This window comes from Paenibacillus sp. FSL K6-1122, from assembly GCF_037977015.1.
Lineage (GTDB): Bacteria > Bacillota > Bacilli > Paenibacillales > Paenibacillaceae > Paenibacillus > Paenibacillus amylolyticus.
In genome coordinates, this window is record NZ_CP150272.1 from 2,837,431 (window position 1) to 2,862,754 (window position 25,324).

A 25,324-nucleotide genomic window follows, 5' to 3' on the forward strand; every position below is an offset into this window, starting at 1 on the left:
CAAAATGTTTCCTAAGGAAACATACTTCGTAAGCCTCCCGCTTATTTCGGCTGAATTCCATATTCGATGCTGATGATGCCTCTGGGCATCCTTCGTAATCAAAAGCGGACTTTTTGAACAACCTCTAATGTGGATTATTCTGCTGTAGACTCGTTTACATGATTTGCATGAATAGAAGTATATCACACAACGGTGGGAAATACAGCCAATCTGCATAGCATGTCAGGTCACAACCTTCACAACTTCAATCAGGATTTGCCCAGCAGCAATGATAAAATTCCCGCCGCAATCAATGGACCCACAGGCACACCCTTGAATAGGGCAACCCCAAGTACCGTTCCGATTAACAGCCCTGCAACGACAGTTGGCTGTGTACCCATCAACGTAGCGCCACGTCCTCCGAGATATGCCACCAGTAATCCTACGCCAATGGCGAGCAGTGATTTCCAGTGCAGGAAAGACTCACCGATCGTCTGCAGACTCATCTTGCCACTGGCAAGAGGTGCCATCACGCCAATGGTCAGAATGATAATGCCCAGTGTAAGTCCGTATTTTTCAAGCCATGGAAATGCCTGATTCAGGTTCAGGACTCGTAGCAACAACAGAAATACCATCGCTACGGTCACAGGTGTGTTGCTGCTGATAATCCCGAGAGCCGCAAATACGAGCAACAGCAGGGAAGTCATATCCATTGTTTTCATTTCCCTTCAGTCTGTCCACGTTGTTTGCTAACGATATGTTCCGCAATGTAACGTCCATGCCAGCGCCCGGATTCAATAAAGACTTCATTGGCATTACGCCCCGAAGCGATGACTCCGCCCACATATACACCAGGTACGCTGCTTTCCATCGTTTGTGCATCATATAGAGGTTTATCCATATCATCAGACATCTCCACACCTACCGACGTGAGTAGTTGACGATCTGGACGGAAACCGGTCATTGCCAGTACGAAGTCATTATCCAGTTCCCGAGTGGAACCATCCGTGTGTATCAGACGAATCGAATCATCGAGTATTTCATTCACGCGTGATTCCAGGTGGAGTGTGATATGACCTTTTGTCACCATGCTCTCGAATAGCGGGCGTACCCATGGTTTAATATGCTGGGACAGACCACTGCCGCGATAAACCATATCAATGTGTGCTCCGACCCGAACCAGTTCCATGGCCGCATCCACGGCTGAGTTGCTTCCGCCAATAATGGCGACACGTGTACGGGTATAAGGGTGGGCTTCCCGGAAGTAGTGAGTTACTTTATCTTTATCTTCTCCAGGGATGCCCAGATAGTTAGGATGGTCAAAATAACCGGTAGCTACAACTACATTGCGTCCAACATGTACGATGGCTTCCCCGCGGCGATTGAGCGTATGTACCTCAAACGTACCATCATCCTTGCGTTTAATTTCACGGGCTTCCTCATAGTTATGAACACGCAGACCAAAATGTTCGGCTACCCTGCGATAATAGGCAAGTGCTTCATAACGAAACGGTTTATCATTAGGTGTGCTGAACGGAACGTTTCCGATCTCAAGCAGCGGGGCTGTGCTGAAAAACTGCATATGGGTTGGATACAGATAAATAGATTGAACGATATTGTATTTCTCAACGATCACAGCGGACAGTCCCAGCCGCTCACATTCAATGGCAGCAGACAGACCGCATGGGCCTCCGCCGATAATAATGACATCTTCCATGTTCTTAATCCTCCTTATTTCAAGCAATATAATCCTACCGTAAATAACGAGCCAATGCCAGTTCAAGCGTGGAGTTTAATTAGACAAGCTTACTTGAAACCAAAGGAGTTGACGTGCAGAGAAGAAAAGACTAATATCAAATTAGATATATATCTAATTGAAAGCGAGATGAACGATGATGCAGCTGGAGAAAATTGTGGCTTATCATAAAGCGTTGGCTGACCCGACCCGGCTTCGCATGCTGCTGTTGTTGGCACAGGGTGAACTGCACGGACAGGCACTTGCCGAACGGCTGAATCTGTCACAGCCAACCGTGACACATCATGCATCCAAGCTGAGAGAGGCGGCGCTGATTAAGGAACGACGGGAGAAAAATACAGTGTATTTCACACTCAATCCTTCGTTTATCCGCGAGAATGCACAGGCTTCGGTTGATTTTATCTTTAATCGAGAGGAGGTTGAGGATATGAGTGATGTTAACGAAACATTGAAAGCGTCGGTCATGAGGAATTTTTTCTCCAAAGATGGACGACTGCGTCAGATTCCGGCTCAATACAAGAAAAAACTGATTGTACTTGGTCATCTGGTCGAGCAGCTTGAATTTGGTCGGAAGTATACGGAAAAAGAAATCAATACATTTATAAAGCAATACCATGAAGACTTTGCCACGATTCGTCGGGAATTTATCATGCATCAGTTCATGTATCGGGAAGAGGAGATCTACGAATTGAATCCGAAGGAAATGTGGACACGCTGGGATCAGGTTAAATAGAGTAGCTGGTGGTAAAAAAAGTTTGGGCTTGACAACTGTTAAGCTCAGTGTGTAACATAATGGATAATTCTACAAGGGAGGCGATTGTTTATGACAAATTTAAATGCAGTATACGTTAATTTGAATATGAACAGCGTCTCCGGAACGGATCAAAGCATGTAATTTTGCGTTAGCTGGATAGCAGTATCCATTGTAACGTGAAGTATCGCATGCTCAGATGAAGCCACGGGTGACGCACCCGTGGCTTTTTTGTTTGCCGATAAAAGGGTGTTCCTGAATGGTTTATATCGGAGGGTTAAGTATACTATCCGGTAGATCTACAAGAAGGGATGATCTTTGATTCGGCTAACTACTTATTGCCGCGGGTGTATTTCTACTCGTGGTTTTTTGTTTTGATCTGAACCGGAGATGATTGTTCACTCGGCTTGAACGAAGTAAACAACTTATTTTGGGAGGAATTTTTATTTTAGATAACCATATTGAGAAGTACGGCTGGTCAGCAAAGTGGCAGGAACTGTGGCAAGAGACAGGGATGGAAGAGCAGGAGAAAAAGCCAGCCAGAATTATCGCAGACCATGGACATCTGCTACGTTTGATTACAGAAGAGGGCGAATGCTGGGGAAGGATTTCGGGCCGAATGCGTCATGATAGTCTGGAGACCAGCTTGGCACCGGCGGTTGGAGATTGGGTGGCCATTACAGGTCAGTCGGGTGAAGAAGCAATTATTCACAATCTGGTGCCCCGTCGGAGCAGGGTATCGAGACAGGCGGCAGGTCCAGTGACCAAGGAACAATTAATCGCCGCAAACGTAGATACACTGTTAATCGTGGCAGCACTTAATCATGATTTCAACCTTAGAAGGCTCGAAAGATACGTGCTGATGGCTTGGAATGGTGGCGTAAGGCCAGTCATTGTTCTGAGCAAAAGTGATCTGTGCAACAATGTGGAAGAACAGATCCGAAGTGTAGAAGGGATTGCTCCAGGCGTTGAAGTGCTTGCGATATCTGCAGTGGAGGGTCAAGGTAAATCCTTACTGGAACGATACTTGCAGCCAGGGCTGACTGTTGCGCTCACAGGATCTTCTGGCAGTGGCAAGTCTACGCTGGTGAACTGGATGATGGGTGAGGATGTGCAGCTTACGCAATCCGTTCGCGAGGGAGACAGTCGTGGGAGACATACGACAACACACCGGGAGATGTTTGTACTTCCACAGGGAGCCGTATTGATCGATACTCCAGGAATGCGCGAGCTTAATCTCTGGGATGAGGGCAATGATGGGCTGTCGCATGCGTTTGGAGAAATTGAAGAACTTGCCGCCACGTGCCGATTTCTGGATTGCAGTCATACACGGGAAGCTGGATGTACAGTGAAAGAAGCCATACAGGATGGTTCATTGGATGAAAAAAGACTGAATAATTATCTGAAAATGCAGAAGGAATTGCAATATCAGCAACGCAAGGAAGAAGTGGCATCCAGAAGGCGTACCGCTTCCAGCAAACCGGCCAATAGTCGCAAACCCAAGCACTCCCGTAGTGTGAAAGAGTGGGAGGAAGCCTGAAATCAGGCGGGCATCATCCGGTATCTTGCATAAGATAGGTCAGGAGGGATGTCATTATGCCAGATTACAGGATTATTGTAGATCTGTCTGACCACATGTTATATCTTCTGGACGGCAATCAGGTGATTAAGGGCTATCCTGTGGCCACCGGCAAGATGCTCACGCAGACTCCAAACGGGGAGTTCACTATTATTAACAAACAATCGAATCCAGGTGGGCCATTTGGCGTGCTCTGGATGGGGCTGTCTGCTCCCCATTATGGCATACACGGAACCAATGAGCCCTGGTCTATTGGCAAATCCGTCTCCCATGGTTGTATACGCATGTACAACTCGGATGTACTGGATCTGTCTTCCAAGGTATCTGTAGGCACTAGGGTAACGATCCGGCCGTAGGGCCGGATTTTACTTTTATAAGAGGTAGTTCAAAAAGTCCACTTTTGATTACGAATCATGCCTAGCGGCATCAGGACTGAAGTGGATGAATTTGGAATTATAGAAAGAAGAACATATAATATGGTAAAGTTGCGGCAGTTACGAGAGAAAGCGAGTGATAGCTATGCTGATCAGGCCAGCGCGTGAAGGGGATGCGCAGGGGATAGCTCATGTACATACGGAGAGTTGGAAAACAACATATCGGGGAATTGTGCCTGACGATTTTTTGGATCATTTGACTATAGAATCAAGATTGTCCCAGTGGGAGAAGACCATTCGTTCTAGCGAAAAGGATCAGATCCTGGTGGTAGCTGAACAGGATGATGGGAACATTGTCGGATTTGCTTGTGGGGGTAAGGAGCGTGAAGGCAAATTACCTTATGATGGAGAGTTGTATGCTATATATTTGCTGAAGGAAGTGCAACAAACGGGGATAGGTCAGCAACTCGCGACACATGTCGTTCATCATCTGCAGACCCACAATATGAAACGTTTGATTATATGGGCTTTGGAGCGTAATTCAGCTTGTCGCTTCTATGAAAAGATGGGAGGCACTCCAGTCCAGACACAGTCCCTCCGCATTGGTGGTCAAGATCTGATCGAAGTTGGCTACGGATGGGAGGACTTGAGCCTCTTTGGAGAGAAGAGCCTGCCCGACTGTTGAAAGACGTCCAGATGCTGAGAGAATAGTGGGGGTTGTATTGTTTCCCTTAAACTTAAAGAATGAAAGAGCTAATTCAGGTCTTCACGTTTGCGTAATTCTGAACAAGGTTAATGATGTATTACACCGTTGTGCAGGTGTGACATTTAATCTTGATCAGGAGGCGTATTCACATGACTTTAATGGACACTGAACATACAACATGGACGAAACAATATATTAATGGCAGCTGGGTAGATGGCTCCGGTGAGAAAACAATGGAGAATATCAATCCTTATACGGGAGAAGTTATTGCCACATGGCGCTCTTCCAATAAGAAAGACATAGATAAGGCTTATGAGTCAGCTCAGAAAAATTCGATTGAATGGGCGAAGTCTTTGCCCGCTGCGAAAGAAGAGGTGTTGCGTAAAGTTTCATCCCTGATGGCGGAGCGCAAAGAGGAGATCATTCAACTGTTGATCACGGAATCCGGGAGTACCCGGATCAAATCGGAGGCGGAGTTTGCAGCCGCTAAACGCATTGTGGATGAAGCAGCATCTTTTCCTTATCGCATGAAGGGTGAGATCATCCCGTCCAATACCCCTGGCAAAGAGAACCGTGTGGTTCGTGAGCCTAAGGGAGTGATTGGTGTTATCGGGCCATGGAACTTCCCTTTGCATCTATGCCTGCGATCTGTAGCTCCAGCGATTGCCCTTGGTAATGGTGTGGTGATTAAACCAGCATCAGACACTCCGATTACGGCAGGTTGGCTCATTGCCGATTTGTTTGAACAAGCCGGTCTGCCTGAGGGCGTGCTGAATGTCGTTGCGGGAAGTGGCAGTGAAATCGGGGATTACTTTGTCGCTCATCCGGTTCCCAAAGTAATTTCATTTACGGGTTCCACCGAAGTTGGACAAGGGATCGGTAAACTGGCGGGGGAACATTTAAAAGAAACGGCACTGGAACTAGGTGGCAACAACGCGATGGTTGTGCTGGAAGATGCGGACATTGAACGTGCTACCGAAGCGGCGGTCTTTGGCAAGTTTCTGCATCAGGGACAGATCTGCATGGCGCTGAATCGTATCATTGTGCATGCCGATATTTACGAACAATTCGTCGAATCATTTGTTGCCAAAACGAAGAATGTCCAGGCAGGTGATCCGGCGGATGCCAAAACACTCGTGGGTCCTCTCATTCGGGAAAAAGAGGTAGAACGATTGCTGGAGCTTGTGGACAAAACCAAGGCCGAAGGTGCACGGTTATTGCTCGGAGGGACCAGTAAAGGCAGTGTGCTGTCTCCTACTGTACTTGCCGATGTTAAACCTGAACAAGATATCGTGCAACAGGAATTGTTTGGCCCAGTAGCAGTGATCATGAAAGCTCATGATGAGCAGGAAGCTGTACGTTTGGCGAATGATACGCCTTATGGACTTAGTGGTTCCGTATTCACCCAAGATCTGAATCGAGGATATCAGGTTGCCCAGCGCATTGAATCGGGTATGGTGCATGTAAATGATCAGTCTGTGAACGATGAAGCGCATGTGATGTTTGGCGGTGAAAAAGCTTCAGGGATTGGACGTTTCGGTGGGGATTGGGCGATTGAGAAGTTTACACGTACTCGTTGGATCAGCATTCAGCACCAATATCGGGAATATCCGGGAGTGAAATAAGTCGAAAAAGAGTAAATTAGCAGGGGCATTTATGAATGATTAGAGTGGGTTACAAAAGATCGACAAATCATGCGAAAGTCCGTCTCCAGCTTGGTGGGACGGGCTTTTTGCACAATATTACACCTTGGCAAAATACGGCTTAATATAAGAGTGGAAAAGCTGTTTGGGGCTGACGCTATCTGGTTATTTATGGATACACGGAAGAATCGATCCGTAAATCCAATGGCAAAGGGGCTTTAAATTCATGTCCATTGACCGCTTTATTCTGAGGAAACTGAATACCTGTCAGGAAGAACATACACGTGCCAATTTGGTTCGGCTGTTTGTCATTCGTATTCGTAAAGCCGAGATTGCGGAAGAACATGATGCCGCCTATGTCCTGAGCAAACTGCACTGAGCGATGGCTGATAATAATTGCGATCCGCTGTTAACGTGTATACAACTCAAAAAAGGAAGCTTGTCTATGACGACAGCTTCCTTTTTCATGTCTTGTAATGAATGTGTCTTGGTTGACTCCTTTTAATATAACGATAAAGCAAGGGAGTCGTTTTCACTTCGACTGTGGAGAATGGCTTCTCCATTAACAATCTCAATACTAATTAAAGAATGCAGACATTTTTGAATGGCGCGTTTACCGTTGCTAATTTTATGCTCAAGAGCACTGCTAAGCAATCTTAATGTCTTCTGCATAGGTTGTTTGTTTTCTTGATTAAAATATACAGGGATTGATTTGTTTTGAAAGGTTATTAGGGTTCTCACTTGAAATCACCTCACGGTTGTTATTTCATACAGCTAATATTAAATTCCAATGCTTAAAATTACCTTAAAATCAGCTTATGAAAACATAAAGGTGGGTAATGTTTGAAAAGTGTTCACAATTCAATTGTGAGCGAAGGAATAAAAATCCTGAAAAACGTAACTTAATTACCATTTAAATGGAACAAAAAACGATGATTTTCGTATCCTCGCAATATTAAATTGCATAACTGCCACAAAAGTTCTGAGTCGAATGTACGATATTTTAATATATACGTGGGTCATATGTAACAAAATTACAGGTGGTACATTGCAAACAGGGTGTTTATGTAAGAAAATAGGGTTGATATAACGATTCATTCTCTTTTTTTTGATTTAATCTGACATTAGGACAATTTACATATGAGACCATGGGAGGGATTCGGATGATTCTAACCGTGTATTCCGGCCGCGAGGAAGGAGAATGGTTCGACATCGATGTTCCGGACGAATGTACCATTGAACATTTGAAGACATTACTCGGCGTTCGCATTTTTGGACAGGCACCGGGAGACGGCATTCAGTACATCCTTGAAGCCAAGTTTCCGGAAGGTCTGTGGTTCTCTCCGCAGAACGCACAGCAGTTAATGGAAACGGGACTGAGACAAGGCAGTTGCGTACGTGTCCAGCGGGCTTTTTCAACAACTTCGGAAGAAGCGCCTGTATATGGAAGACGTTCATTGTTTCAACAGGACAGCAACGAATAGGGCTTTTGAACGTATACATTCATTATTGAACGAACTAAAGGAGGTCTTCTCTTCGTGAATGTGTTATATCAGCGTTCTCCAAGAATGACACCGGTTCTCAAGGAAGAGAGACTCGAAATACTCAGGCCTCCAACAGAACCGAGCAAACCCACGTTTTCCATGATATCCATTATTGTGCCGATCATGATGACTATGGTCAGCATTGGTTTCTACGTATATATCAATATGACCGGCAAAATGAATAACAGCAGTTATATGATGTTTCAGATGATGACGGTCATGATGATGCTTACTTCTTACACCATTCCATTCTTCGTGTATCTGAGCAACAAGAAATCATATCGCAAAAAATTGGAAGAACGAAAAATAATGTATCTTGCCCAACTGGACAAACACCGGGAAGAACTGAAAGAAGCTCAGGCGGAGCAAGTGAAGAGCCTATACGAAATTCATGGTGATCCGGGTGTGTGTCTTCAAGTGGTGAAGAACCGGAACAGTTCCTTGTGGGAGCGTTCACCAGAGGATGATGATTTCCTTCAGGTACGCATTGGTACGGGAGAGATTCCATTCCGCATCAAACTTCAGGTTCCGCGGATTGATGGTTACGAGAAGGATGAGCTGATTGAAGCGGCCCATGAACTTGCGGCTGAATTCCAGACGGTACCGGATGCTTCCATTACATTGCCTTTGTTCCAATCGAAGGTTATGGGACTTGTCGGTGATCGGGAGGAAGTACTTGCTTCCCTGCGAGTCATCATCTCACAACTGACGGTACGCCATTCCCCGGATGAACTGAAGCTTGCTGCTTTCTATGAAGAAAAGGACAGCAAAGAATGGGACTGGCTTCGCTGGATGCCCCACATCTGGGATGAAGACCAAGGACAACGCTATATGGCCGACAGGCACAGCGGTGCGCATCAATTGGCGGACAGCTTGTTTTCCGTGTTGAACCGGCGTCGTAACAATAAAGAAGACCGCTACAAGAAAAGCGTACAAACGCCATGTTACGTTGTAATTCTCTCCGATACGCAATTAATTGAAGAAGAACCGTTGCTTCCGTTGCTGCTGGAGTCGGCTCACGAGATTGATGTATGCACCATCATACTGGCTAATCGCAAGGAGTCTCTACCGATGCATTGTCAGTTGATTATGGATGCCTCCAAAGGCAAAGGGGTGTATATCAAAAAAACGGAAGATGCGGATGTTATTCAACAAACGTACAAGCCTGATGTGATCTCGAAGGAGATGGCAGAGGCGCTTTCCCGTTATATGTCACCGATCCGGTTGAAGCGGTCATCTGCTTCAGATATCCCGCAAGTGCTTCCGTTATTCGATATGCTGAGTACATCACGCGTGGAAGATCTGGATGTGGTGTCCAGGTGGGGACAGACGAGATATCCTGATACGCTGCCTGTACCAATGGGTGTACGCGCTGGCGGCAAAAAAATTGCGATAAACCTGCATGACAAAATTGAACGTCAGGGTCATGGTCCCCATGGTCTGATTGCAGGTACAACTGGTTCAGGTAAAAGTGAAGTTATCCAGTCCATCGTAGCTTCACTCGCTGCAGAATTCCATCCACATGATCTGGCCTTCATGCTGATTGACTATAAAGGTGGCGGTATGTCCAATACATTTGTTGATCTGCCTCATGTGGTAGGGACGATCACCAATCTGGATGGGAATCTGATCGAGCGGGCGAATATTTCACTTCGTGCCGAACTGGTCAGAAGGCAAAAAATATTAAATGATGCGGGAAACCTCCAGCATATTGATGAATATTACAAGATTCTGCGTTCCAGACATGAACAGCCACTGCCACATCTGGTTATTATCATTGACGAGTTTGCTCAATTGAAGCGGGACCAGCCGGAGTTCATGGATGAATTGATCAGTATAGCGGCGATTGGCCGGACACTTGGGGTTCATCTAATTCTGGCAACCCAAAAGCCAGCTGGTGTTGTGGACGATAAAATATGGAGTAATTCGCGCTTCCGGATCTGCCTTCGCGTACAGAGTGAGGGAGATAGCAGGGATATGATCAAGATTCCAAATGCTGCCTGGATTACAAAGCCTGGTCGTGGATATTTCCAGGTTGGTAGTGATGAAGTGTTTGAAGAAATGCAATTCGCCTGGAGTGGTGCACCGTATAACCAGCAGGAGGATTCAACAACGGTATTACCTGTTATGGAAGTGCGCCTGAACGGTAAGCGGGAGCCTCTGTTAACTGGAGAGCGCAGAGCCGTTCTCAAAGGTGAAGATGTTCCGAAACAGCTTCAGGTATTTATTGATTATGTTGCGCAGTCTGCAGCGGATGCGGGTATCCGTCGTTTGCCAGGACCGTGGTTGCCACCTTTACCAGAGACACTGGAATGGGAAGGTCTTCAGGAATGGCAGGAAGAAGAGAATCGGGATCTGCTGCTTGATGGCGGAGCGAGTGGTCTGAAACCACTGGTTGGTTTGCTGGATGATCTCCCTAATCAGCGCCAACAACCGCTCGCATTGCCTGTGGATCAAGGCCATCTGGTCGTGTACGGTATGCCAGGACTGGGCAAAACAACATTTGTTCAGACCTTGCTTATGTCTCTGGCCCGTTCCCACAGAACTGAGCCCTGGCATGGTTACATTATCGATATGGGTCGCATGATGAAGGACTTTGCAACACTACCTCAGATCGGTGGCGTGATGATGGCTGAAGAGGAAGACCGGATCAAGCGGTTATTCCGCTATATTCTCAAGCTGTCAGCACAACGCAAAGATATCATCTCGGAGGCGGGTGTTAAAACGATTTCGGCGTACCGCCGTTCAGCTCACGCGGCAGTCCCGCAGGTTCTGGTCGTTATTGATGGCTATCTTTCATTCCGCAATGCCTATCCGGAAGAAAATGAACTTCTGGAGACGATCCTGCGTGAAGGCGGAAGTTTGGGTATCACCTTTGTGCTTACTGCGAATCGGGTAACAGATGTATTTGAAAAATTCAGAAGCAATATTCCCAATGCGGTTTCATTTGAGTTATCCGATCCAAGCGATTATTATTATGCCGTGGGGAGACCTTCCAAGGCACCAAGCCAACTTCCGCCAGGAAGAGGCCTGGTCAAAGGGCAAGTGCCTCCATTAATGTTCCAGGCGGCATTACCTTCTTCAGGGGCAGATGAGGGCAAGCGTTCATCGGCACTGCGCCGTACGATTGCTGAGATTCGCCAAGGCTGGACAGGGGAAGAAGCGCCGCAGATTGCTCCACTTCCGGAAGAGATCAAACTGAAGGATCTGCTCATTCGGACAGGATCATATGGTCAGGCTTGGGATACATCGTCTGTAACTGTCCCTGTGGGATTGCTTACGGATGATCTGGAACCATTCGAGCTTAATCTGCGTGAAGGTCCGCATTTCATGGTAACGAGTCCGATGGAAGGCGGCAAAACGACATTTTTATTGACATGGATGTTATCACTGGCTTATCATGCTTCTCCGGAAGATGTGCAAATATACACAGTAGATATGCGTTATGGCTCAGGTGGGCTGGGGGAAATCAGCAGTTTGCCCCATGTCCGTGGACATGTATCGCGAGAAGAACAGCTTGCACCTGTCATTCAACAGTTGTACGATGAAGTTCTGAAAAGAGGCGAGATTTCCGGTGGACCGGAACTTGTGCTCGTCATCGACGATGCGGACACCTTGTCCAAGCAGCTAAACGATTTTAATGTGAAAGATCAATTGGGAGCGATTGTTCGTCAAGGAAGGGATCGCGGTGTACACGTGATTCTATCCGGAGTTCCGGCAGACTTCCCAACCTTTGGTTCTGACTGGGTAACGGATGTGAAGGCTTCCCAGAGTGGAATGCTGTTCGGGACTTTAGACCCTAACGATCTCTCGTTCTTCCGTATACCTTATTCCGAATCTGGAGGTAGTTCAGGTGGGCTGAAGGTACTGCCTCCGGGTCAAGGTTATTATGTAAAACGTAAATATTCCAGGGTTAAAGGTGCAGTTCCATGTGATGACAGCTGGAAAATGACCGATTGGATTTCTGAAATTCGTGACCGATGGCATGTTGTAGTTTGAGGGGAGGTGGCTCATAATGTTGACGGTTCATGATTCTAAGCAAAAGGTAGTCACGTTGCAAACAAAGGAACTTTTTTTCCTGGCTGGTATTCTCGGTTCAGACCGACTGCTTGGTGTGGAAGATCCGTTTCGCGGCTATATGGCGGAGGATATCGCGATGGAGTGGGAGCGTGTCAAAACCTCCCTGCTTGACAAAGGATATCTGATTCGGGATCAGGATACCGATGAGCTGATCATGACACCGACCGTTTTCTCCAGGGTAGCCATTGCCGGATTGTCCGACAGAGCTTGTTGGATTCGCTACACGATCAACGGCAAGTCGTATGAGAGTTATATCCATTGCACGGATGAGCGGGTCGTTGAAGTTTCCCGTGTTGACGACGTACCGGACTCGTTCCGGCTCAGCGATCTGGGAAGTGTTCGTGAAGCCATCGATGTTCTGATAGAGCGGATGAAATGGAGCGGCCATTCTCCTGCGGAGAAACCGGCCCTAATGTGCTCCAAGAAAAAATTTTATGATGTCATGAATGAGCTCGAAAACAGCGGAGTACAGACCGTAGCAACGGAACTCGAACAGGAGACAAGTGATCCTGAGGGCTCACTTGCACTGGCACGCTGTCTGGTGGGTAAGGAGTCAGACGGGGAGCTTAGGTTGCTTGTATGGAATGAAGACGGGTGGAAGTCGCAGTCGGCAGCATTTGCTGCAAGTGCGGTATCCAACTGGTTGTTCCGGATGAGCACTGCGGCTTCAGATGATTGGCTTGTTGCAGCACTAACGACTAGAGAACAGTTTCACGAGATGCTGCTGGACTGGCTTAAACAGCCTGCAGGGGAAGAGGAAAGGTGATGGTAAATGCGCATTCGTGTGGAACCGGATGTGCTTCGGGCACTGAGCAAGCAGATTCAGTATGCAGCGGAGCAAATACAGCAAAAGATGACAGTGTTGGATCAGGCGATTCATTCGCTGGAGTGGGAGGTTGAATCCCGCGCAGCGGTGATGAATGAATGGAATCACAGTAAACGACTGGGCGAGGATGCGCTGCGTCGATTAATGGACTTAAGCGTACAGCTGGGACGCAAAGCGTTGTTATTCCAGCAGGCAGACATGGAGTATCGTTCCGTGCTGAGTCATGTGAACACAGCCTATGGTAATGCGGTCAATATGCTGAATGTTCTTCAGAACAATCGTACAGGAGAAATCATGCCTGCACATTCTGCAACTGTAGCTGTAGTATCCGATCCCCTTTCCGCAATGGCGGCCGTATATCGTGTACAGGATGCCGCTCCGCCTGATGGCTCCCCGGCTACACTGGTGCAGGCTATGCAGCCTGAGCCTGTAGCATGGAGATTCACAGATCCTTCCTTTCGGGGAAGAAGAGGGACCGAGCCTGTTGTTTCCTGAACAGGGTGAATAAAAGTAACAGCAGAAAGTGAATATTTTTTTGTAAATAGGCTGTTAGGAGAAGTTTCAAGTGCTGAAAATGGGGTAAATAGGATTAGGTCCTTCGGCTTTTGTCCGATCGATCCTGGTATAGTACAATTTGAACAAGTAAAAATTTAATTGCACAAACCAAGGAGGAATTTACAAATGGCAGGACGTATTTTAGTTACCCCAGAGCAGCTTGATCAGGTTTCCAACCAATTTAAACAAAGCGGTGAGCAAAGTCAGCAAATCGTATCTACATTGACTCAATCCATCACAAGCATGGAAGGACAATGGGAAGGTATGACAAAGCAACGCTTCTTCCAAGAGTTCCAAGAAGCTAGCAAACAAATGCAATCATTCGTTCAAACGCTGAACAGCATCAGCGCTGAACTTACAGCTATTGCTAACAAATTCCGTACAGCTGACCAAGCTCGTTAATCTGCTTTACATAGATCAGGCCGATGTGAAGTCTGAATTCGTCCTGAATTATAGGTGGATAGCAAGCTGAAGATGTACAACTACAGCAAAAACCGGGCGTTTTCACAACACCCGGTTTTTGTTGCAACTATGACACTAGGACAGAGAGAGGGATAAGCATGTCTTTTCAACCAAATCCCGGGGATGAAGTGGTGATTAACGACATTGCCTATACGATTGGGCAACATCCGGCTGCGCCGGGTCTGGCTTATGCCCAAGCCGGAAGGCAGGGGATTGTTTATCAGTTGTTACCCCGAAATGGTTCCATTCATGGGGCTAAAGCACTAAAAGTATTTTTTCCTAAATTCCGTATTCCGGCTATGGTATATCAGTCTGAACATATGGAGTCTTATAGTGAACTGCCAGGTTTGCAGGTATGCAAGCGTGATGTGCTCACTCCGGAAAGAAACGGAGCGCTCATTGGAAAACATCCCGATCTGTTATATGCGGTGTTGATGCCATGGGTGCAAGGTCAGACCTGGTTCGATGTGATCAGTGATCAGAGACAGTTGACGGCTGAGGAGAGCCTGAAGCTGGCTAGAGCGCTTGCTGGAACTGGTTCGGCTATGGAACAACGTGGACTGGCTCATTGCGATATGTCCGCTCCCAATGTAATGATTCCGTTTTTTTCCGAAGTGGAGAACCTGGGGAAGACGTCTGCGGTAGAACTTGTGGATGTCGAGCAGATGTACGGTTCCAAGATGGATCGTCCGGATGCCCTGCTTGCCGGGTCACCCGGTTATGCAGCCCATCGAACAGTGCACAGTGGTTTGTGGAGTTCATATGCTGACCGATTTGCCGGAGCGGTTATCATTGCTGAAATGTTAAGCTGGTCCGACCCTGTGATTGTAGAGAAAGCGTGGGGCGAAAGTTATTTTGACCAGCATGAAATGCAAACGGTGAGTGAACGGTATTATGCCATGCGGGAGTCCCTTGAGAAGCGTTGGGGTTCCAAACTGTCCGATCTGTTCATTCGAGCTTGGGAAAGTCACGATCTGAGCAGTTGTCCGACGTTTGGTGAGTGGTATGTTGCATTGGCTGCGGTAGACGTGGATCAGGCCAATGCAGCGGCTGCTGTGACAGCGGAAGAAGAAGCTGCCAATTCGTCCGAAGCTGATGTGAATCTGAAAAAGAGCTCAGAACCAGTAAGTGAACCGGTGAATACGCAAGACGGGAACCGTCCTCAAACGCCGCACTCTCCCGATCAGGCAGCGGTTGTGAACCGTCTGTTCCTGCAAGCAAGAGCCCTGGAGGATGAAGATAAACCGGCTGCAGCACTGGAAGTGTACCGCTCGCTTTATCATTTTATTCCTCATAACAGCGCGATGCAGATGGAAGTCGAGGCTGCAATTAAGGAACTGGATGCAAAGCTTAATCCAAAAGAAGACACAGACAAACCTGTACCTGTGCCATTCTACAGATCCAAAAAGTTCATGATTTCCTCCGCTGTACTTATTGTATTGCTGGCAGGTGGCGTGCCAACGGTCAAAATACTCGCCGATCAGGCAGAGGTGAAACAGAAAGAACAGCAGGAAGCCACACGACTGGCAGATATCAAAGCTGCGGAAGAGGCTGAAGCAGCAAAGGCAGCTGCGCTCAAACAGCAGGAAGAACAAGAGAAACAAAAGGCCGCAGATGCTGCAAAACTGGACGCGGAGGAAAAGAAAAAACTTGCTGAAGCCAAGCAGAAGGCAGCTGAAGCAAAGAAAAAAGAAGAAGAACGTAAGGCGTTACAGGCCAAGTACGACAAACAGGCGAAATATGAGGCCTTTCTGGTGAAGCAGGAACAGCAGAAGAAAGAAGCGGCTAAGAGAGCGGAGCAGGAAAAATACGATAAACAGGCGAAATATGAAGCTTATCTGGTCTGGAAAAAAGAGAATGATGCCAAGCTTGCAAAACAGGAAGCGGAGCGTAAAGCGGCAGCTGAAGTTAAACGTCAACAGGAGATTGCTCAGAAAGCAGCTCTGAAGAAAAAACGTGCCCAGAATGTGGTCACGCTGATTGCTCATTACAATAAAACGTATAACGCGCAAAAAGGCAGAAAAATTGAAAATGCGGAATCGTATGCCCGTGATTTCAAAAATCTTTACAATACCGATGCTTCCTATTTCAAAGGTGTTGGCAAAGTAGCCGCTCGAATGAGTGCCATTAACAAATTTCTGAGCAACAACAGTTACAAGTTGCCCAACTTATAAATTAATGTGAATGATGGAGGTGACTCACCCTAGATGAACTACACGATTCAAGCATCACAGCGTACACCTGCACTTATTATATATTTAATTGATATTAGCGCCTCCATGAACATGGTTCTGGAAAATCGTCGACGGATTGACGTCGTCTATGATGCCTTATCTCTCGCGATTCGCCAAATGGTGTTTCGGTCTACCAAGGGAAATCGTCTGACACCTCGCTATCGTATAGCCATATTGGCTTACAGCGATGATGTATATGACTTGTTGAACGGAATCAAAGGAATTGATGAGATCGCTGCCGTTGGTTCTTTGCCTGACCTGACTCCGAGACGGTTTTCAGATTCTGCGAAGGCTTTCCTGCAGGCGGAAAAGATTCTACAGGCCGAAATTCCGAATATGCAGGACTGTCCTGCGCCACTTGTATGCCACATGACCGATGGGGTAGCCACAGGTGAAGATCCCGAGCCTATCGCGAAAAGAATCATGGGTATGAGTGTACCTGACGGCAATGTGCTGGTGGAGAATATTTTTATATCGGATCATTTGCTTGAAGGACCAATTGCTGAACCTAGAAGATGGAAGGGAATCTCTTCGGAAACGAATCTACAGGATGAGCATGGAGAGAAGCTGCGGAATATGTCATCCATCCTGCCCGAAAGTTATCGGGAAATGCTTGTTGAAGCTGATTATTTGCTTGCACCCGGTGCACTCATGATGCTGCCAGGTACATGTGCAGAATTGGTATCAATCGGGTTCCAGATGTCCGCTGCTACGCCTGTGAGATAGGAGGGGAATCATGAGAGCGATGCGTTTGGCAACATTGTCTGCTGGAGATAAGGGGGGCCATGCCGAGCAACGGCATGGCAACTTTCGCTATGTGAGTGTACAGACCGGGGAACAGCCGCTAACTCGCTATCAAGGCACATTCAAGTGCAGATATGGTTATGGCAGAGCGGCTGAGACGGTACATCAGGGAGATACCGGACAGGACTTTGCTGCGGTACGTATGAAAGGGAATATCTGCAATTTTGTTTTGTGTGATGGCGTAGGCATGAGTTACCTGGGCGATTTTGCAGCGCGTTTTCTAGGGAATGCTTTGCTGGATTGGTTGGAAACGACGCAACACACAACGGTAGAGGGTGTTGAGCGTCTTCTCCATGATCTTACCCTTCCCGCATCGGAGCAATTGGAGAAATTACAGCCACTGGAAAGTTCCCCTTTGTTGCTGCGTGAAGTATTGATGGAAAAGCGAAGTCGGGGCAGTCAGGCCATGTATGTCTGTGGGCGGATTGAGCTCACGGGAGGCGGCCGCAAAAGTCGGGTGTGGCTTGCGTGGCAAGGAGATTCCCGTATTCGCCTGTGGCGTAATGGTCAGGAACAGTCTGAATTATTTCAGACTCACTGCAAGACAAATGAGCGTTGGTCTACCCTTGAAGGACCTGTTGGTGGTAAGCCGCACATCTGCGAGATGAAAGGGTCCGCAGGAGATTCACTGCGTCTTCAGTTATATACGGATGGACTGAACGACCTGGATGCCATTCAAGCCTATGTCCCGGATGAACACATTCAGGTATTGCTGGATGCGACACATACCGGCGGTCTTGAAGATGATGCCGCTTTCATTGAGCTGGAATGGTGAGTGCGGGATATCAAGTTGTGGATCGATCCTGATGAAGCTGTGACAGCGGCGAAGATCAACTGTGAAAAAACTTGTTGGTGTTGATTTAAAAGACACTCTTTTTGGGTAATCTTGTGAAGAATTGGCTTTCACGATGAGCTTGAACGTACATTCTTACATAATTGCTAAAATAAAGGAGTGGGATGGATAATGACACAACATAACGGCAAGTCACGGTTCCAAGGCAAGGTTGCGATTATTACCGGAGCAGGATCCGGGATTGGGAAAGCCACTGCGGTCAAGCTGGCTAAAGAGGGCGCGCATGTTGCATTGTTTGATCTGGTGAATGATCGGATCTCGGAAACGGAAGCAGAGATTAATGCGCTGCACCCCGGTGCGGCAAGAGCATTTGATGTAGACATTTCCGACCCTGCACGTGTGGAAAAGGCGGTACTGGAAACTGTTGAGTTATTCGGCGGTTTGGATATTGTTTTTGCCAATGCGGGAATTAACGGTGTATCGGCACCCATTGAGGAAATTCAGGTTGAAGATTGGCAACAGATTATTACAACCAACCTGAATGGTACATTTTTCACGATTAAATATGCATTGCCTCACGTGAAAAAACGGGGTGGCGGCAGTATTATCATTACGAGTTCCATCAATGGCAATCAACGCTTCTCAAGCTTTGGCATGTCGGCGTACAGCACGTCCAAGGCAGGACAGGTTGCTTTTGCCAAGATGGCTGCACTTGAGCTGGCGAAGTTCAAGATACGTGTAAACGTGATCTGCCCAGGAGCGATTGCGACAAATATCGATCAAAGTACGGTCAAAACGGATGATCTACAGCAGATCATTATTCCGATGGAGTTCCCGGAAGGACAGCAACCGCTGGCGGACGGGCCGGGTCAGCCGGAACATGTTGCCGATCTGGTGAGCTTCCTCGCATCGTCCGAATCCAGACATATTACCGGAGCAGAGATCGTCATAGATGGTGCCGAGTCATTGCTCAGCTAAGTGAGCATTCTGGATAAATTTCATTTTTGCTAAGGCGTGTCTTAGGGTGTGTCTGCGATAGTCGTTCCTCTGGAACGGCTTTTTTTGTTATAATGCTAACATTCGAATAGAGATACTGAAGAGCAGTAGGGTACATTCATTAGGAGCGATTATATGCATATAGAGTTACCGATACAAGAGATTATTCCTGAGTTAAGACAGTTATTTCGGGATCAAGATACAGGTGTGTTAATTGCAGAGCCAGGAGCGGGAAAAACGACTGTTGTACCGCTGGCTTTGCTGGAGGAGCCGTGGATTGCTGGACGGAAAATCATTATGCTGGAACCCCGAAGGCTGGCTGCGCGTTCGGCTGCATCGAGACTGGCGGCTACGCTTGGAGAAAAAGCGGGTCAGACCGTAGGATATCGTGTACGCATGGATACCAGGGTGAGTCAGGCGACGCGTATTGAAGTTGTGACGGAAGGGGTATTGACCCGGATGTTGCAGCAGGACCAGGGTCTTGAGGATACGGCGATGATTATATTTGATGAATTCCATGAGCGGCATCTACACGGGGACTTGGGCTTGGCCCTGGCATTAGAATCGCGAGCGATGTTACGTCCAGATCTAAAATTGCTGGTGATGTCGGCTACCCTAGATCCTGTTCCCGTCTGTGCATTGCTTGGCGAAGGTACAAGATCAATTCACTGTCCCGGACGCACGTTTCCGGTGGAAACTCGATATGTACCGAGACCGGCAGCTATGCAGTTGGAACAATTCACGGCTCAGACGGTGACCAGGGCATTAGCTGAACAGGAGGGAGACGTGCTTGTTTTCCTTCCTGGCGCAAGAGAGATACACCGTACAGAGCGAGAGTTATTAAACGGTTCTCTTCCTGCGCACGTGAAAGTTCATTCCCTGTATGGCAGTATGCCGATGGAACAACAGGATGAGGCCATACGGCCGGCGGCTGAGGGGTCGCGCAAAGTTGTGCTGTCCACTTCCATTGCTGAATCCAGTCTTACACTCGCTGGAGTCAAGATTGTGGTGGATGCAGGGCTGAGTCGTGCATCGGCATTTTCGCCGCGCACGGGCATGAGCCGGCTTGTCACTCTGCCGGTGTCCAAGGCGTCAGCCGATCAACGGCGGGGTCGTGCAGGGCGAATTGCCCCGGGGGTGTGTTACCGGCTATGGAGCGAAGAGGTTCACGGGGGACTGCCTGAGGCAGCTCGCCCGGAGATCACCTCCGCGGATCTTGCGCCGCTGGCGCTGGAGCTTGCCGTCTGGGGTGTCCAGTCCCCAGCAGAGCTACAATGGCTGGACACCCCGCCTGACGCCGCCTACGGCCAGGCACAGGCGCTGCTGCGCCAGCTGGGCGGCCTGGACGACGCAGGCCGCATCACGCCCTTCGGGCGGCGGATGAACACGCTTGGCGTGCATCCGCGACTGGCCAGCATGTTGCTCCGCGCAGCGGAGCTTGGGCTGGCCAGCTACGCCAGCATGCTGGCGGCACTGCTGCAGGAGCCTGCCGGCCTTCGCAGCAGTGGCAGTGCAGGCGCGGGCACGGACCTCCGCCCGCGCGTAGAGGCGCTGCTGACCGCGGACAGCAGCGGCATGCCGCAAGCGGCAACGGCTGTCGCAGACGGCGCGGCCGTGCGGCGCATGCTCCAGGAGAGCCGCCAGCTGCGCTCGGCGCTCGGCCCGGCGGCCGATCCGGTGCGGCCGGATGAGGACAGCTGCGGATTGCTGCTGTCCTTCGCCTATCCGGACCGGATCGGGCAACGCCGGGAGGACGGCCGCTATCTGCTGAGCAGCGGCCGCGGCGTACGGCTCGCAGCGACAGAATCGCTGAGCCGTTCAGCGTATCTGGTCGCAGCCGAGGCAGACGACCAGGGCGCAGATGCGCGCATCCTGCTGGCTGCGCCGTTGCAGGAGCAGACCTTGTTGCAGGCAGGACAGCACTTGTTGCACAATGAAGTGCAAGTGGCCTGGGATTCCAATACCCGCAGCGTGCGGGCACATAAGAGACTTCGGATTGGAGCCCTTGTGATTAAAGAGAGCAGTATTGCACAGCCACCTGAAGATCAGGTGCTGGAAGCGCTGTTAACCGGAATACGAATGGAAGGGCTGGATTGCCTGCCTTGGACAAAAACATCCAGACAACTTGCGGACAGGCTGCGGTTCCTGCATCTCCATCTACCTGAGTGGCCTGACCTGATTGAAGATGAGCTGACCGAAGAGCTGGCAGAACATCTTACCCCTTATCTGACAGGCATGCGTTCGGCAGCCGACCTGAAGAGATTGTCGATGCAGGATGTATTACTGGGTGGATTGAGCTGGACGCAAAGACAACAACTGGACGATGAAGCGCCGACGCATATACAGGTGCCCAGTGGCTCACGTATTCCTGTGGACTACAGTCGTCCAGAGGACCCCGCGCTGGCAGTAAGATTACAGGAGATGTTTGGACAACAGGAGACACCGCGTATAGCGGGTGGGCGAGTCCCGTTGACCATCCACTTGTTATCACCGGCTCAGCGACCTGTACAGGTCACACGAGACTTGGCGAATTTCTGGCGAGAGACGTACTTTGACGTCAAAAAAGATCTGAAAGGTCGTTATCCGAAGCACTACTGGCCGGATAATCCACTTGAAGCGGTCGCCACAAATCGGGCCAAACCACGGGGCAAATAGATGAATTACTTCGTTTTTAAAGACATCAACTATTTAGCTCCCAAAGGGCGCTCTTCATCAGGCTCAGACTCTGCTGAACAACCTTCAGTTTTGTAGCTTATCGAATCATTCTCTGCCTTAAAGAATAACCCTTTAACCAGGATGTGTCTCAAAACTCGCTAACGTGCATCTTTTACTATTTTTTCGTCCCATGTTACGTCACTTTTCCTTTTTTTCGCTCCATGCTGCGTTACTTTCCCTTGAGGTGCCCCGGCACGCATGCCGATAAATTCCGGCATGGAACGAGAATTCGGCAAAGTCTTCTTCCTTCGAGTGTGAAGGCACACCCCAGAGCGTATCTTCAAACCTGCCGAAGCCGAAGCGTAACTGGACGTGCCTAGAGCTGAAGATGGAGCAAGAACCATGGAGCGGAGTGCTAACGAACCTGTGACGTCTTATTCAGCGATTTGAAGCGCCCGTAGTAATCTAAGGAATCTGAAACACGCTATATTTGAATAACCAGCCGTTTAAAACGGGTTTGTCAGGTGATTTTGGTAAATAACGTGTCTCATGTTCCTTACAAACCTAAATGAAGACCGGAAGGCTAAATAAGACGTCCTCGGTTCCTTAGAAAATCGTCTGGGACAATCCGCTAGGATCAGCCAGTCTGGACTTCAAGATGTTCTGGACGCCGACGTTTTTCCACGTAAGAGTATGCCTGACAACGTACCACATGCCTGAGTTTGAAGGCACACCATGATGAGGAAAAAAATGAATGAACCCCAGCAATTATTACTATCAACACATAGTATATTGACTTGCAAACGTTTAAAAGAAACTTAGGCGGGTAATAACATAGCGAACCACTCAATAATATGAGGAGGGATTCACTATGCAGAAGAAAATCGTAGGTGTGTTTAATACAGAACGTGAAGCATCGCAGGCTATCGAGGGTTTGAAAGCACAAGGATTCACTTCAGACGAAATCTCCGTTGTTACACAAGATCGGGATGAACTGAAGGCAATTCGGGAAGAGACAGGTACCAAAGCCCCTGAAGGCGTGGCTGCTGGTGCAGCAACAGGTGGTGTCCTTGGTGGCGTAGCCGGTCTGCTCGCAGGTATCGGTGCACTAGCCATACCCGGCATAGGACCGATTCTGGCCGCAGGCCCTATCGCAGCAGCATTTACCGGTGCAGCTGTAGGTGCGGGAGCTGGCGGATTGGTGGGTGGACTTGTGGGTCTTGGTATTCCGGAAGAGGACGCTAAACAGTATGAGGAGTATGTACAGAATGGTAAAATCCTGTTGCTCGTAGATTCTACGGATCGGGACTCCGATGTGTATGATGTGTTCAGTGGCAACAGCCAGCTTAACCGAGACAGAGCTGAAGCAGCTCATCGCGGAGATGTGCCAGCCGAACGTCCGGATCTGGATATGGAAGAACGCAGATTGGAAGCTCAAAACAAGGCAGCGCGATTCGGTAACAATACATTCCTGTAATCTTGCCGCGAATATAATCGATATGAAATAAAACCCAATGACTTATTATCTGCAAAATGGAATGACATATATGATCCACCAGATGGTCATTAGCCGGTTTCCTTAAGGGAAGCCGGCTTTTGTCCCTGTGTTGCATATGGGTGGGTGTCAATAATGTCGGATGGTGTTTTTACCCAGTCAAGCAGGGAATAACAATACATATAACAGTACAGCCAAAGCGAGTCCAATCACCAGTAGCATCCATGTGAGAAACCGAATTAATCCAGTCGATGCCTGAAACGTCTGTTCATTGATTTGTGTACGCTTCCGATGATACGCTGCTGCCGAATAGACAATGATGGATATGCCGCCAATCAGAGAAGTGATACCCGTAATAATCGCCGCAATATGTGCAAGTTGATCATACGCCGACGAATTGAAACCAAATCCGGCAGCAAGAAAGCCTATGCCCGCCATGGCAATACCCGTGCGCACCCAGGCCAGAAAAGTTCGCTCGTTAGCAAGATGTTGCTGGACATACTTGGAATCGGTAGTGGTTACGTCTTTGTCTGTTAAAGAAATGTGAATCAACTCCGTTCAATAATATACGGCTTCATTTTCATTATATCTCTTATCGTAAAACCAAGAAAGGATGGCTGAAGGTATGCCTCGCAAAGAACGAATTACAGAATTAGAAAGCTTAAGGGGAATTGCCTTTGGAGCGGTTGTTCTCCAGCATTCCATCGCACATTACTCTCTGGTCCCGGAAACGAGACTGGAGGATGGCGTGTTACTGGCCATACTGCTGATGCTCTCCAAATTTGCAGTTCCTTTATTCATATTCATAACAGGTATGGTGCTGTTTTATAACACGGGAGACAAGCTGCATTACGGCAAGTTTATGAGAAAAAGAGTAAACGACGTGATCGTGCCTTACCTGATCTGGTCACTCATTTATTTTACACTTGCACCGCGGGGCTGGACCGGATTTGGATGGAATGACATCCCAGACCTAGGCCTGAAGTTGCTTACGGGCAAAACGACTTCACACTTTTGGTACATCATTATGTTGATTCAGTTTTATCTGTTATTTCCGCTCTTTTTGCGAGCCATTCGTTATGTATATAACCGATATGAGGCCAAGGGGCGCTTGATCGCATTATTGATTTCTGGTGTGGTGTATCTTGTACTTGCGGATCAATTAAGAAACATCGCCAAGTTCATGGAACGGCTGAATATCCCGGTGCTGACAGATGCTTTTACAACGTATGCAGACCGTAATTTCCTCTATTTCTTTATTTATTTTGTACTTGGTGCAGCAGCGGGGTTATCCGTCCAGCACTGGAATGAATGGATTCATCGATTGCGCTGGATATACTGGACAGTGTTTATTGTTCTGGGTCTGCGGTTTACTTATTTATTAATGCTGGAGTTTCAAAAGCCGGAGGGAATCAAAATTACGTTCTACACAGTCAGCTTGATCCGCCCTGATATGGCACTCTTTCTGATCGCTTCCATTATGGTCATGTACCAGCTGGCCGGAAAACTTCACAACCTCAGGGCTACACGATTGCTGGGATGGATTGGTGGTGTATCGTATGGCGGTTATCTGATGCATATGTTGATGCTGCGGTATAGCTACATTCCGGATGAGTTGTTTTACGTTGCTATGGGTTGGAACCCTGTCGTCCGAATGATCATCACCTGGTTGTTAGCTCTTACATTATCCTGTGTAGTGACATGGCTTATCTCGCGTGTAAGCTGGGGCAAATGGATTGTGGGAACGGTACCGAAGTCTGTCCGCGATAAATGAATCCATCAACATATGAAAAATTCACAATAGATCACCACAGCCTCACAGAAGTGTACGGGAGTACGAGAGTATACGAACACAAGATACAGAGCACAGGTATCACAGCTTTTACAGCTTTTGCACAGACTTTCTTGTCATTAACATTCGATCTCACGACACCCTGAGCCCTGAAATAAACAACTTTTGAACAATTTCATAACTCACTAAAAATGAATTTCTGTAACTGGATATAGACAAATTGAACCGTTTCGATCTATATCCAGCCTTGATTGAAGCAGCTAAAGGTATTATGAAATTGATTCTTTTGAATAAAAAATA

The 25,324-nt window shown here is 48.1% G+C and carries 22 protein-coding genes; 18 read left to right on the forward strand and 4 right to left on the reverse strand.

Translation table 11 applies throughout. The annotated features are described in order from the left end of the window. Positions 1-248 precede the first annotated feature (248 nt). Positions 249-692, reverse strand: coding sequence for a DUF441 domain-containing protein (locus NSQ20_RS13145; RefSeq protein ID WP_036609212.1), 444 nt, complete (start codon positions 690-692; stop codon positions 249-251). Positions 693-697: 5 nt separating this feature from the next. After that, positions 698-1,696, reverse strand: a complete 999-nt coding sequence (locus NSQ20_RS13150; protein ID WP_076249782.1) for a YpdA family putative bacillithiol disulfide reductase — start codon at positions 1,694-1,696, stop codon at positions 698-700. A 178-nt stretch (positions 1,697-1,874) separates the two neighbouring features. On the opposite strand from NSQ20_RS13150, the gene NSQ20_RS13155 reads away from it, so the two are divergent. From NSQ20_RS13155 to NSQ20_RS13180, 6 genes are all read left to right on the forward strand, one after another. After that, positions 1,875-2,468: a metalloregulator ArsR/SmtB family transcription factor gene (locus tag NSQ20_RS13155; RefSeq protein WP_339191614.1), complete on the forward strand. Its 594-nt coding sequence runs from the start codon at positions 1,875-1,877 to the stop codon at positions 2,466-2,468. A gap of 412 nt (positions 2,469-2,880) precedes the next feature. Further along, positions 2,881-4,026, forward strand: coding sequence for a ribosome small subunit-dependent GTPase A (gene rsgA / locus NSQ20_RS13160; protein WP_340032700.1), 1,146 nt, complete (start codon positions 2,881-2,883; stop codon positions 4,024-4,026). 56 nt (positions 4,027-4,082) lie between these two features. Next, complete coding sequence (locus tag NSQ20_RS13165) at positions 4,083-4,421, forward strand: L,D-transpeptidase (protein ID WP_076318547.1); 339 nt, start codon at positions 4,083-4,085, stop codon at positions 4,419-4,421. A 163-nt stretch (positions 4,422-4,584) separates the two neighbouring features. Continuing rightward, positions 4,585-5,124 carry a GNAT family N-acetyltransferase gene (locus tag NSQ20_RS13170; protein WP_036670432.1) on the forward strand — a complete coding sequence of 180 codons (540 nt, stop codon included), beginning with the start codon at positions 4,585-4,587 and terminating at the stop codon, positions 5,122-5,124. Between the two features lie 170 nt (positions 5,125-5,294). Then, positions 5,295-6,770 (forward strand): aldehyde dehydrogenase family protein, encoded by a 1,476-nt coding sequence (locus NSQ20_RS13175; RefSeq protein ID WP_340032701.1) that lies wholly within the window; start codon positions 5,295-5,297, stop codon positions 6,768-6,770. 244 nt (positions 6,771-7,014) lie between these two features. Then, the gene (locus NSQ20_RS13180; RefSeq protein WP_164783094.1) at positions 7,015-7,167 is read left to right on the forward strand and encodes a hypothetical protein; all 153 of its coding nucleotides are present in this window, start codon (positions 7,015-7,017) and stop codon (positions 7,165-7,167) included. Positions 7,168-7,289: 122 nt separating this feature from the next. Here the strand turns inward: NSQ20_RS13180 and NSQ20_RS13185 are convergent, their stop codons facing one another. Then, complete coding sequence (locus tag NSQ20_RS13185; RefSeq protein WP_074094612.1) at positions 7,290-7,529, reverse strand: hypothetical protein; 240 nt, start codon at positions 7,527-7,529, stop codon at positions 7,290-7,292. A gap of 422 nt (positions 7,530-7,951) precedes the next feature. Here NSQ20_RS13185 and NSQ20_RS13190 point away from each other — a divergent pair, with 422 nt between their 5' ends. From NSQ20_RS13190 to NSQ20_RS13240, 11 genes are all read left to right on the forward strand, one after another. Beyond that, positions 7,952-8,272, forward strand: coding sequence for a hypothetical protein (locus tag NSQ20_RS13190; RefSeq protein WP_074094613.1), 321 nt, complete (start codon positions 7,952-7,954; stop codon positions 8,270-8,272). Between the two features lie 54 nt (positions 8,273-8,326). Next, complete coding sequence (essC, locus tag NSQ20_RS13195) at positions 8,327-12,331, forward strand: type VII secretion protein EssC (protein WP_340032702.1); 4,005 nt, start codon at positions 8,327-8,329, stop codon at positions 12,329-12,331. A 16-nt stretch (positions 12,332-12,347) separates the two neighbouring features. Beyond that, positions 12,348-13,178, forward strand: coding sequence for a hypothetical protein (locus tag NSQ20_RS13200; RefSeq protein WP_036670435.1), 831 nt, complete (start codon positions 12,348-12,350; stop codon positions 13,176-13,178). Positions 13,179-13,184: 6 nt separating this feature from the next. Beyond that, a complete protein-coding gene (locus tag NSQ20_RS13205) occupies positions 13,185-13,733 on the forward strand; it encodes a WXG100 family type VII secretion target (RefSeq protein ID WP_017689072.1) in 549 nt (182 codons plus the stop codon). Positions 13,734-13,919: 186 nt separating this feature from the next. Continuing rightward, the gene (locus NSQ20_RS13210; protein ID WP_017689071.1) at positions 13,920-14,195 is read left to right on the forward strand and encodes a WXG100 family type VII secretion target; all 276 of its coding nucleotides are present in this window, start codon (positions 13,920-13,922) and stop codon (positions 14,193-14,195) included. A 158-nt stretch (positions 14,196-14,353) separates the two neighbouring features. Next, complete coding sequence (locus NSQ20_RS13215; RefSeq protein WP_340032703.1) at positions 14,354-16,429, forward strand: hypothetical protein; 2,076 nt, start codon at positions 14,354-14,356, stop codon at positions 16,427-16,429. A 33-nt stretch (positions 16,430-16,462) separates the two neighbouring features. After that, on the forward strand, positions 16,463-17,215 hold the full coding sequence (locus tag NSQ20_RS13220) for a vWA domain-containing protein (protein WP_127543696.1): 753 nt from the start codon (positions 16,463-16,465) through the stop codon (positions 17,213-17,215). A 10-nt stretch (positions 17,216-17,225) separates the two neighbouring features. Then, a complete protein-coding gene (locus tag NSQ20_RS13225; RefSeq protein ID WP_036609194.1) occupies positions 17,226-18,068 on the forward strand; it encodes a protein phosphatase 2C domain-containing protein in 843 nt (280 codons plus the stop codon). Positions 18,069-18,257: 189 nt separating this feature from the next. Continuing rightward, positions 18,258-19,064: an SDR family NAD(P)-dependent oxidoreductase gene (locus tag NSQ20_RS13230; RefSeq protein WP_017689067.1), complete on the forward strand. Its 807-nt coding sequence runs from the start codon at positions 18,258-18,260 to the stop codon at positions 19,062-19,064. Positions 19,065-19,217: 153 nt separating this feature from the next. Beyond that, positions 19,218-21,737 (forward strand): ATP-dependent helicase HrpB, encoded by a 2,520-nt coding sequence (gene hrpB, locus NSQ20_RS13235; protein ID WP_340032704.1) that lies wholly within the window; start codon positions 19,218-19,220, stop codon positions 21,735-21,737. 871 nt (positions 21,738-22,608) lie between these two features. Further along, the gene (locus NSQ20_RS13240; RefSeq protein ID WP_017689064.1) at positions 22,609-23,214 is read left to right on the forward strand and encodes a general stress protein; all 606 of its coding nucleotides are present in this window, start codon (positions 22,609-22,611) and stop codon (positions 23,212-23,214) included. Positions 23,215-23,391: 177 nt separating this feature from the next. On the opposite strand, the gene NSQ20_RS13245 is transcribed toward NSQ20_RS13240, so the two are convergent. After that, positions 23,392-23,784, reverse strand: coding sequence for a DUF202 domain-containing protein (locus tag NSQ20_RS13245; RefSeq protein WP_339188147.1), 393 nt, complete (start codon positions 23,782-23,784; stop codon positions 23,392-23,394). A gap of 73 nt (positions 23,785-23,857) precedes the next feature. Between NSQ20_RS13245 and NSQ20_RS13250 the strand changes: the two genes are divergently transcribed. Continuing rightward, the gene (locus NSQ20_RS13250) at positions 23,858-25,006 is read left to right on the forward strand and encodes an acyltransferase (protein ID WP_340032705.1); all 1,149 of its coding nucleotides are present in this window, start codon (positions 23,858-23,860) and stop codon (positions 25,004-25,006) included. The last annotated feature ends 318 nt before the right edge of the window (positions 25,007-25,324 follow it).

Bases quoted from the DNA above. Each gene is read 5' to 3' on its own strand.
- NSQ20_RS13145 (WP_036609212.1), bottom strand. From the start codon at position 692: ATGGATATGACTTCCCTGCTGTTGCTCGTATTTGCGGCTCTCGGGATT.
- NSQ20_RS13150 (WP_076249782.1), bottom strand. From the start codon at position 1,696: ATGGAAGATGTCATTATTATCGGCGGAGGCCCATGCGGTCTGTCTGCT.
- NSQ20_RS13155 (WP_339191614.1), top strand. From the start codon at position 1,875: ATGCAGCTGGAGAAAATTGTGGCTTATCATAAAGCGTTGGCTGACCCG.
- NSQ20_RS13165 (WP_076318547.1), top strand. From the start codon at position 4,083: ATGCCAGATTACAGGATTATTGTAGATCTGTCTGACCACATGTTATAT.
- NSQ20_RS13170 (WP_036670432.1), top strand. From the start codon at position 4,585: ATGCTGATCAGGCCAGCGCGTGAAGGGGATGCGCAGGGGATAGCTCAT.
- NSQ20_RS13175 (WP_340032701.1), top strand. From the start codon at position 5,295: ATGACTTTAATGGACACTGAACATACAACATGGACGAAACAATATATT.
- NSQ20_RS13180 (WP_164783094.1), top strand. From the start codon at position 7,015: ATGTCCATTGACCGCTTTATTCTGAGGAAACTGAATACCTGTCAGGAA.
- NSQ20_RS13190 (WP_074094613.1), top strand. From the start codon at position 7,952: ATGATTCTAACCGTGTATTCCGGCCGCGAGGAAGGAGAATGGTTCGAC.
- NSQ20_RS13200 (WP_036670435.1), top strand. From the start codon at position 12,348: ATGTTGACGGTTCATGATTCTAAGCAAAAGGTAGTCACGTTGCAAACA.
- NSQ20_RS13205 (WP_017689072.1), top strand. From the start codon at position 13,185: ATGCGCATTCGTGTGGAACCGGATGTGCTTCGGGCACTGAGCAAGCAG.
- NSQ20_RS13210 (WP_017689071.1), top strand. From the start codon at position 13,920: ATGGCAGGACGTATTTTAGTTACCCCAGAGCAGCTTGATCAGGTTTCC.
- NSQ20_RS13215 (WP_340032703.1), top strand. From the start codon at position 14,354: ATGTCTTTTCAACCAAATCCCGGGGATGAAGTGGTGATTAACGACATT.
- NSQ20_RS13220 (WP_127543696.1), top strand. From the start codon at position 16,463: ATGAACTACACGATTCAAGCATCACAGCGTACACCTGCACTTATTATA.
- NSQ20_RS13225 (WP_036609194.1), top strand. From the start codon at position 17,226: ATGAGAGCGATGCGTTTGGCAACATTGTCTGCTGGAGATAAGGGGGGC.
- NSQ20_RS13230 (WP_017689067.1), top strand. From the start codon at position 18,258: ATGACACAACATAACGGCAAGTCACGGTTCCAAGGCAAGGTTGCGATT.
- hrpB (WP_340032704.1), top strand. From the start codon at position 19,218: ATGCATATAGAGTTACCGATACAAGAGATTATTCCTGAGTTAAGACAG.
- NSQ20_RS13240 (WP_017689064.1), top strand. From the start codon at position 22,609: ATGCAGAAGAAAATCGTAGGTGTGTTTAATACAGAACGTGAAGCATCG.
- NSQ20_RS13250 (WP_340032705.1), top strand. From the start codon at position 23,858: ATGCCTCGCAAAGAACGAATTACAGAATTAGAAAGCTTAAGGGGAATT.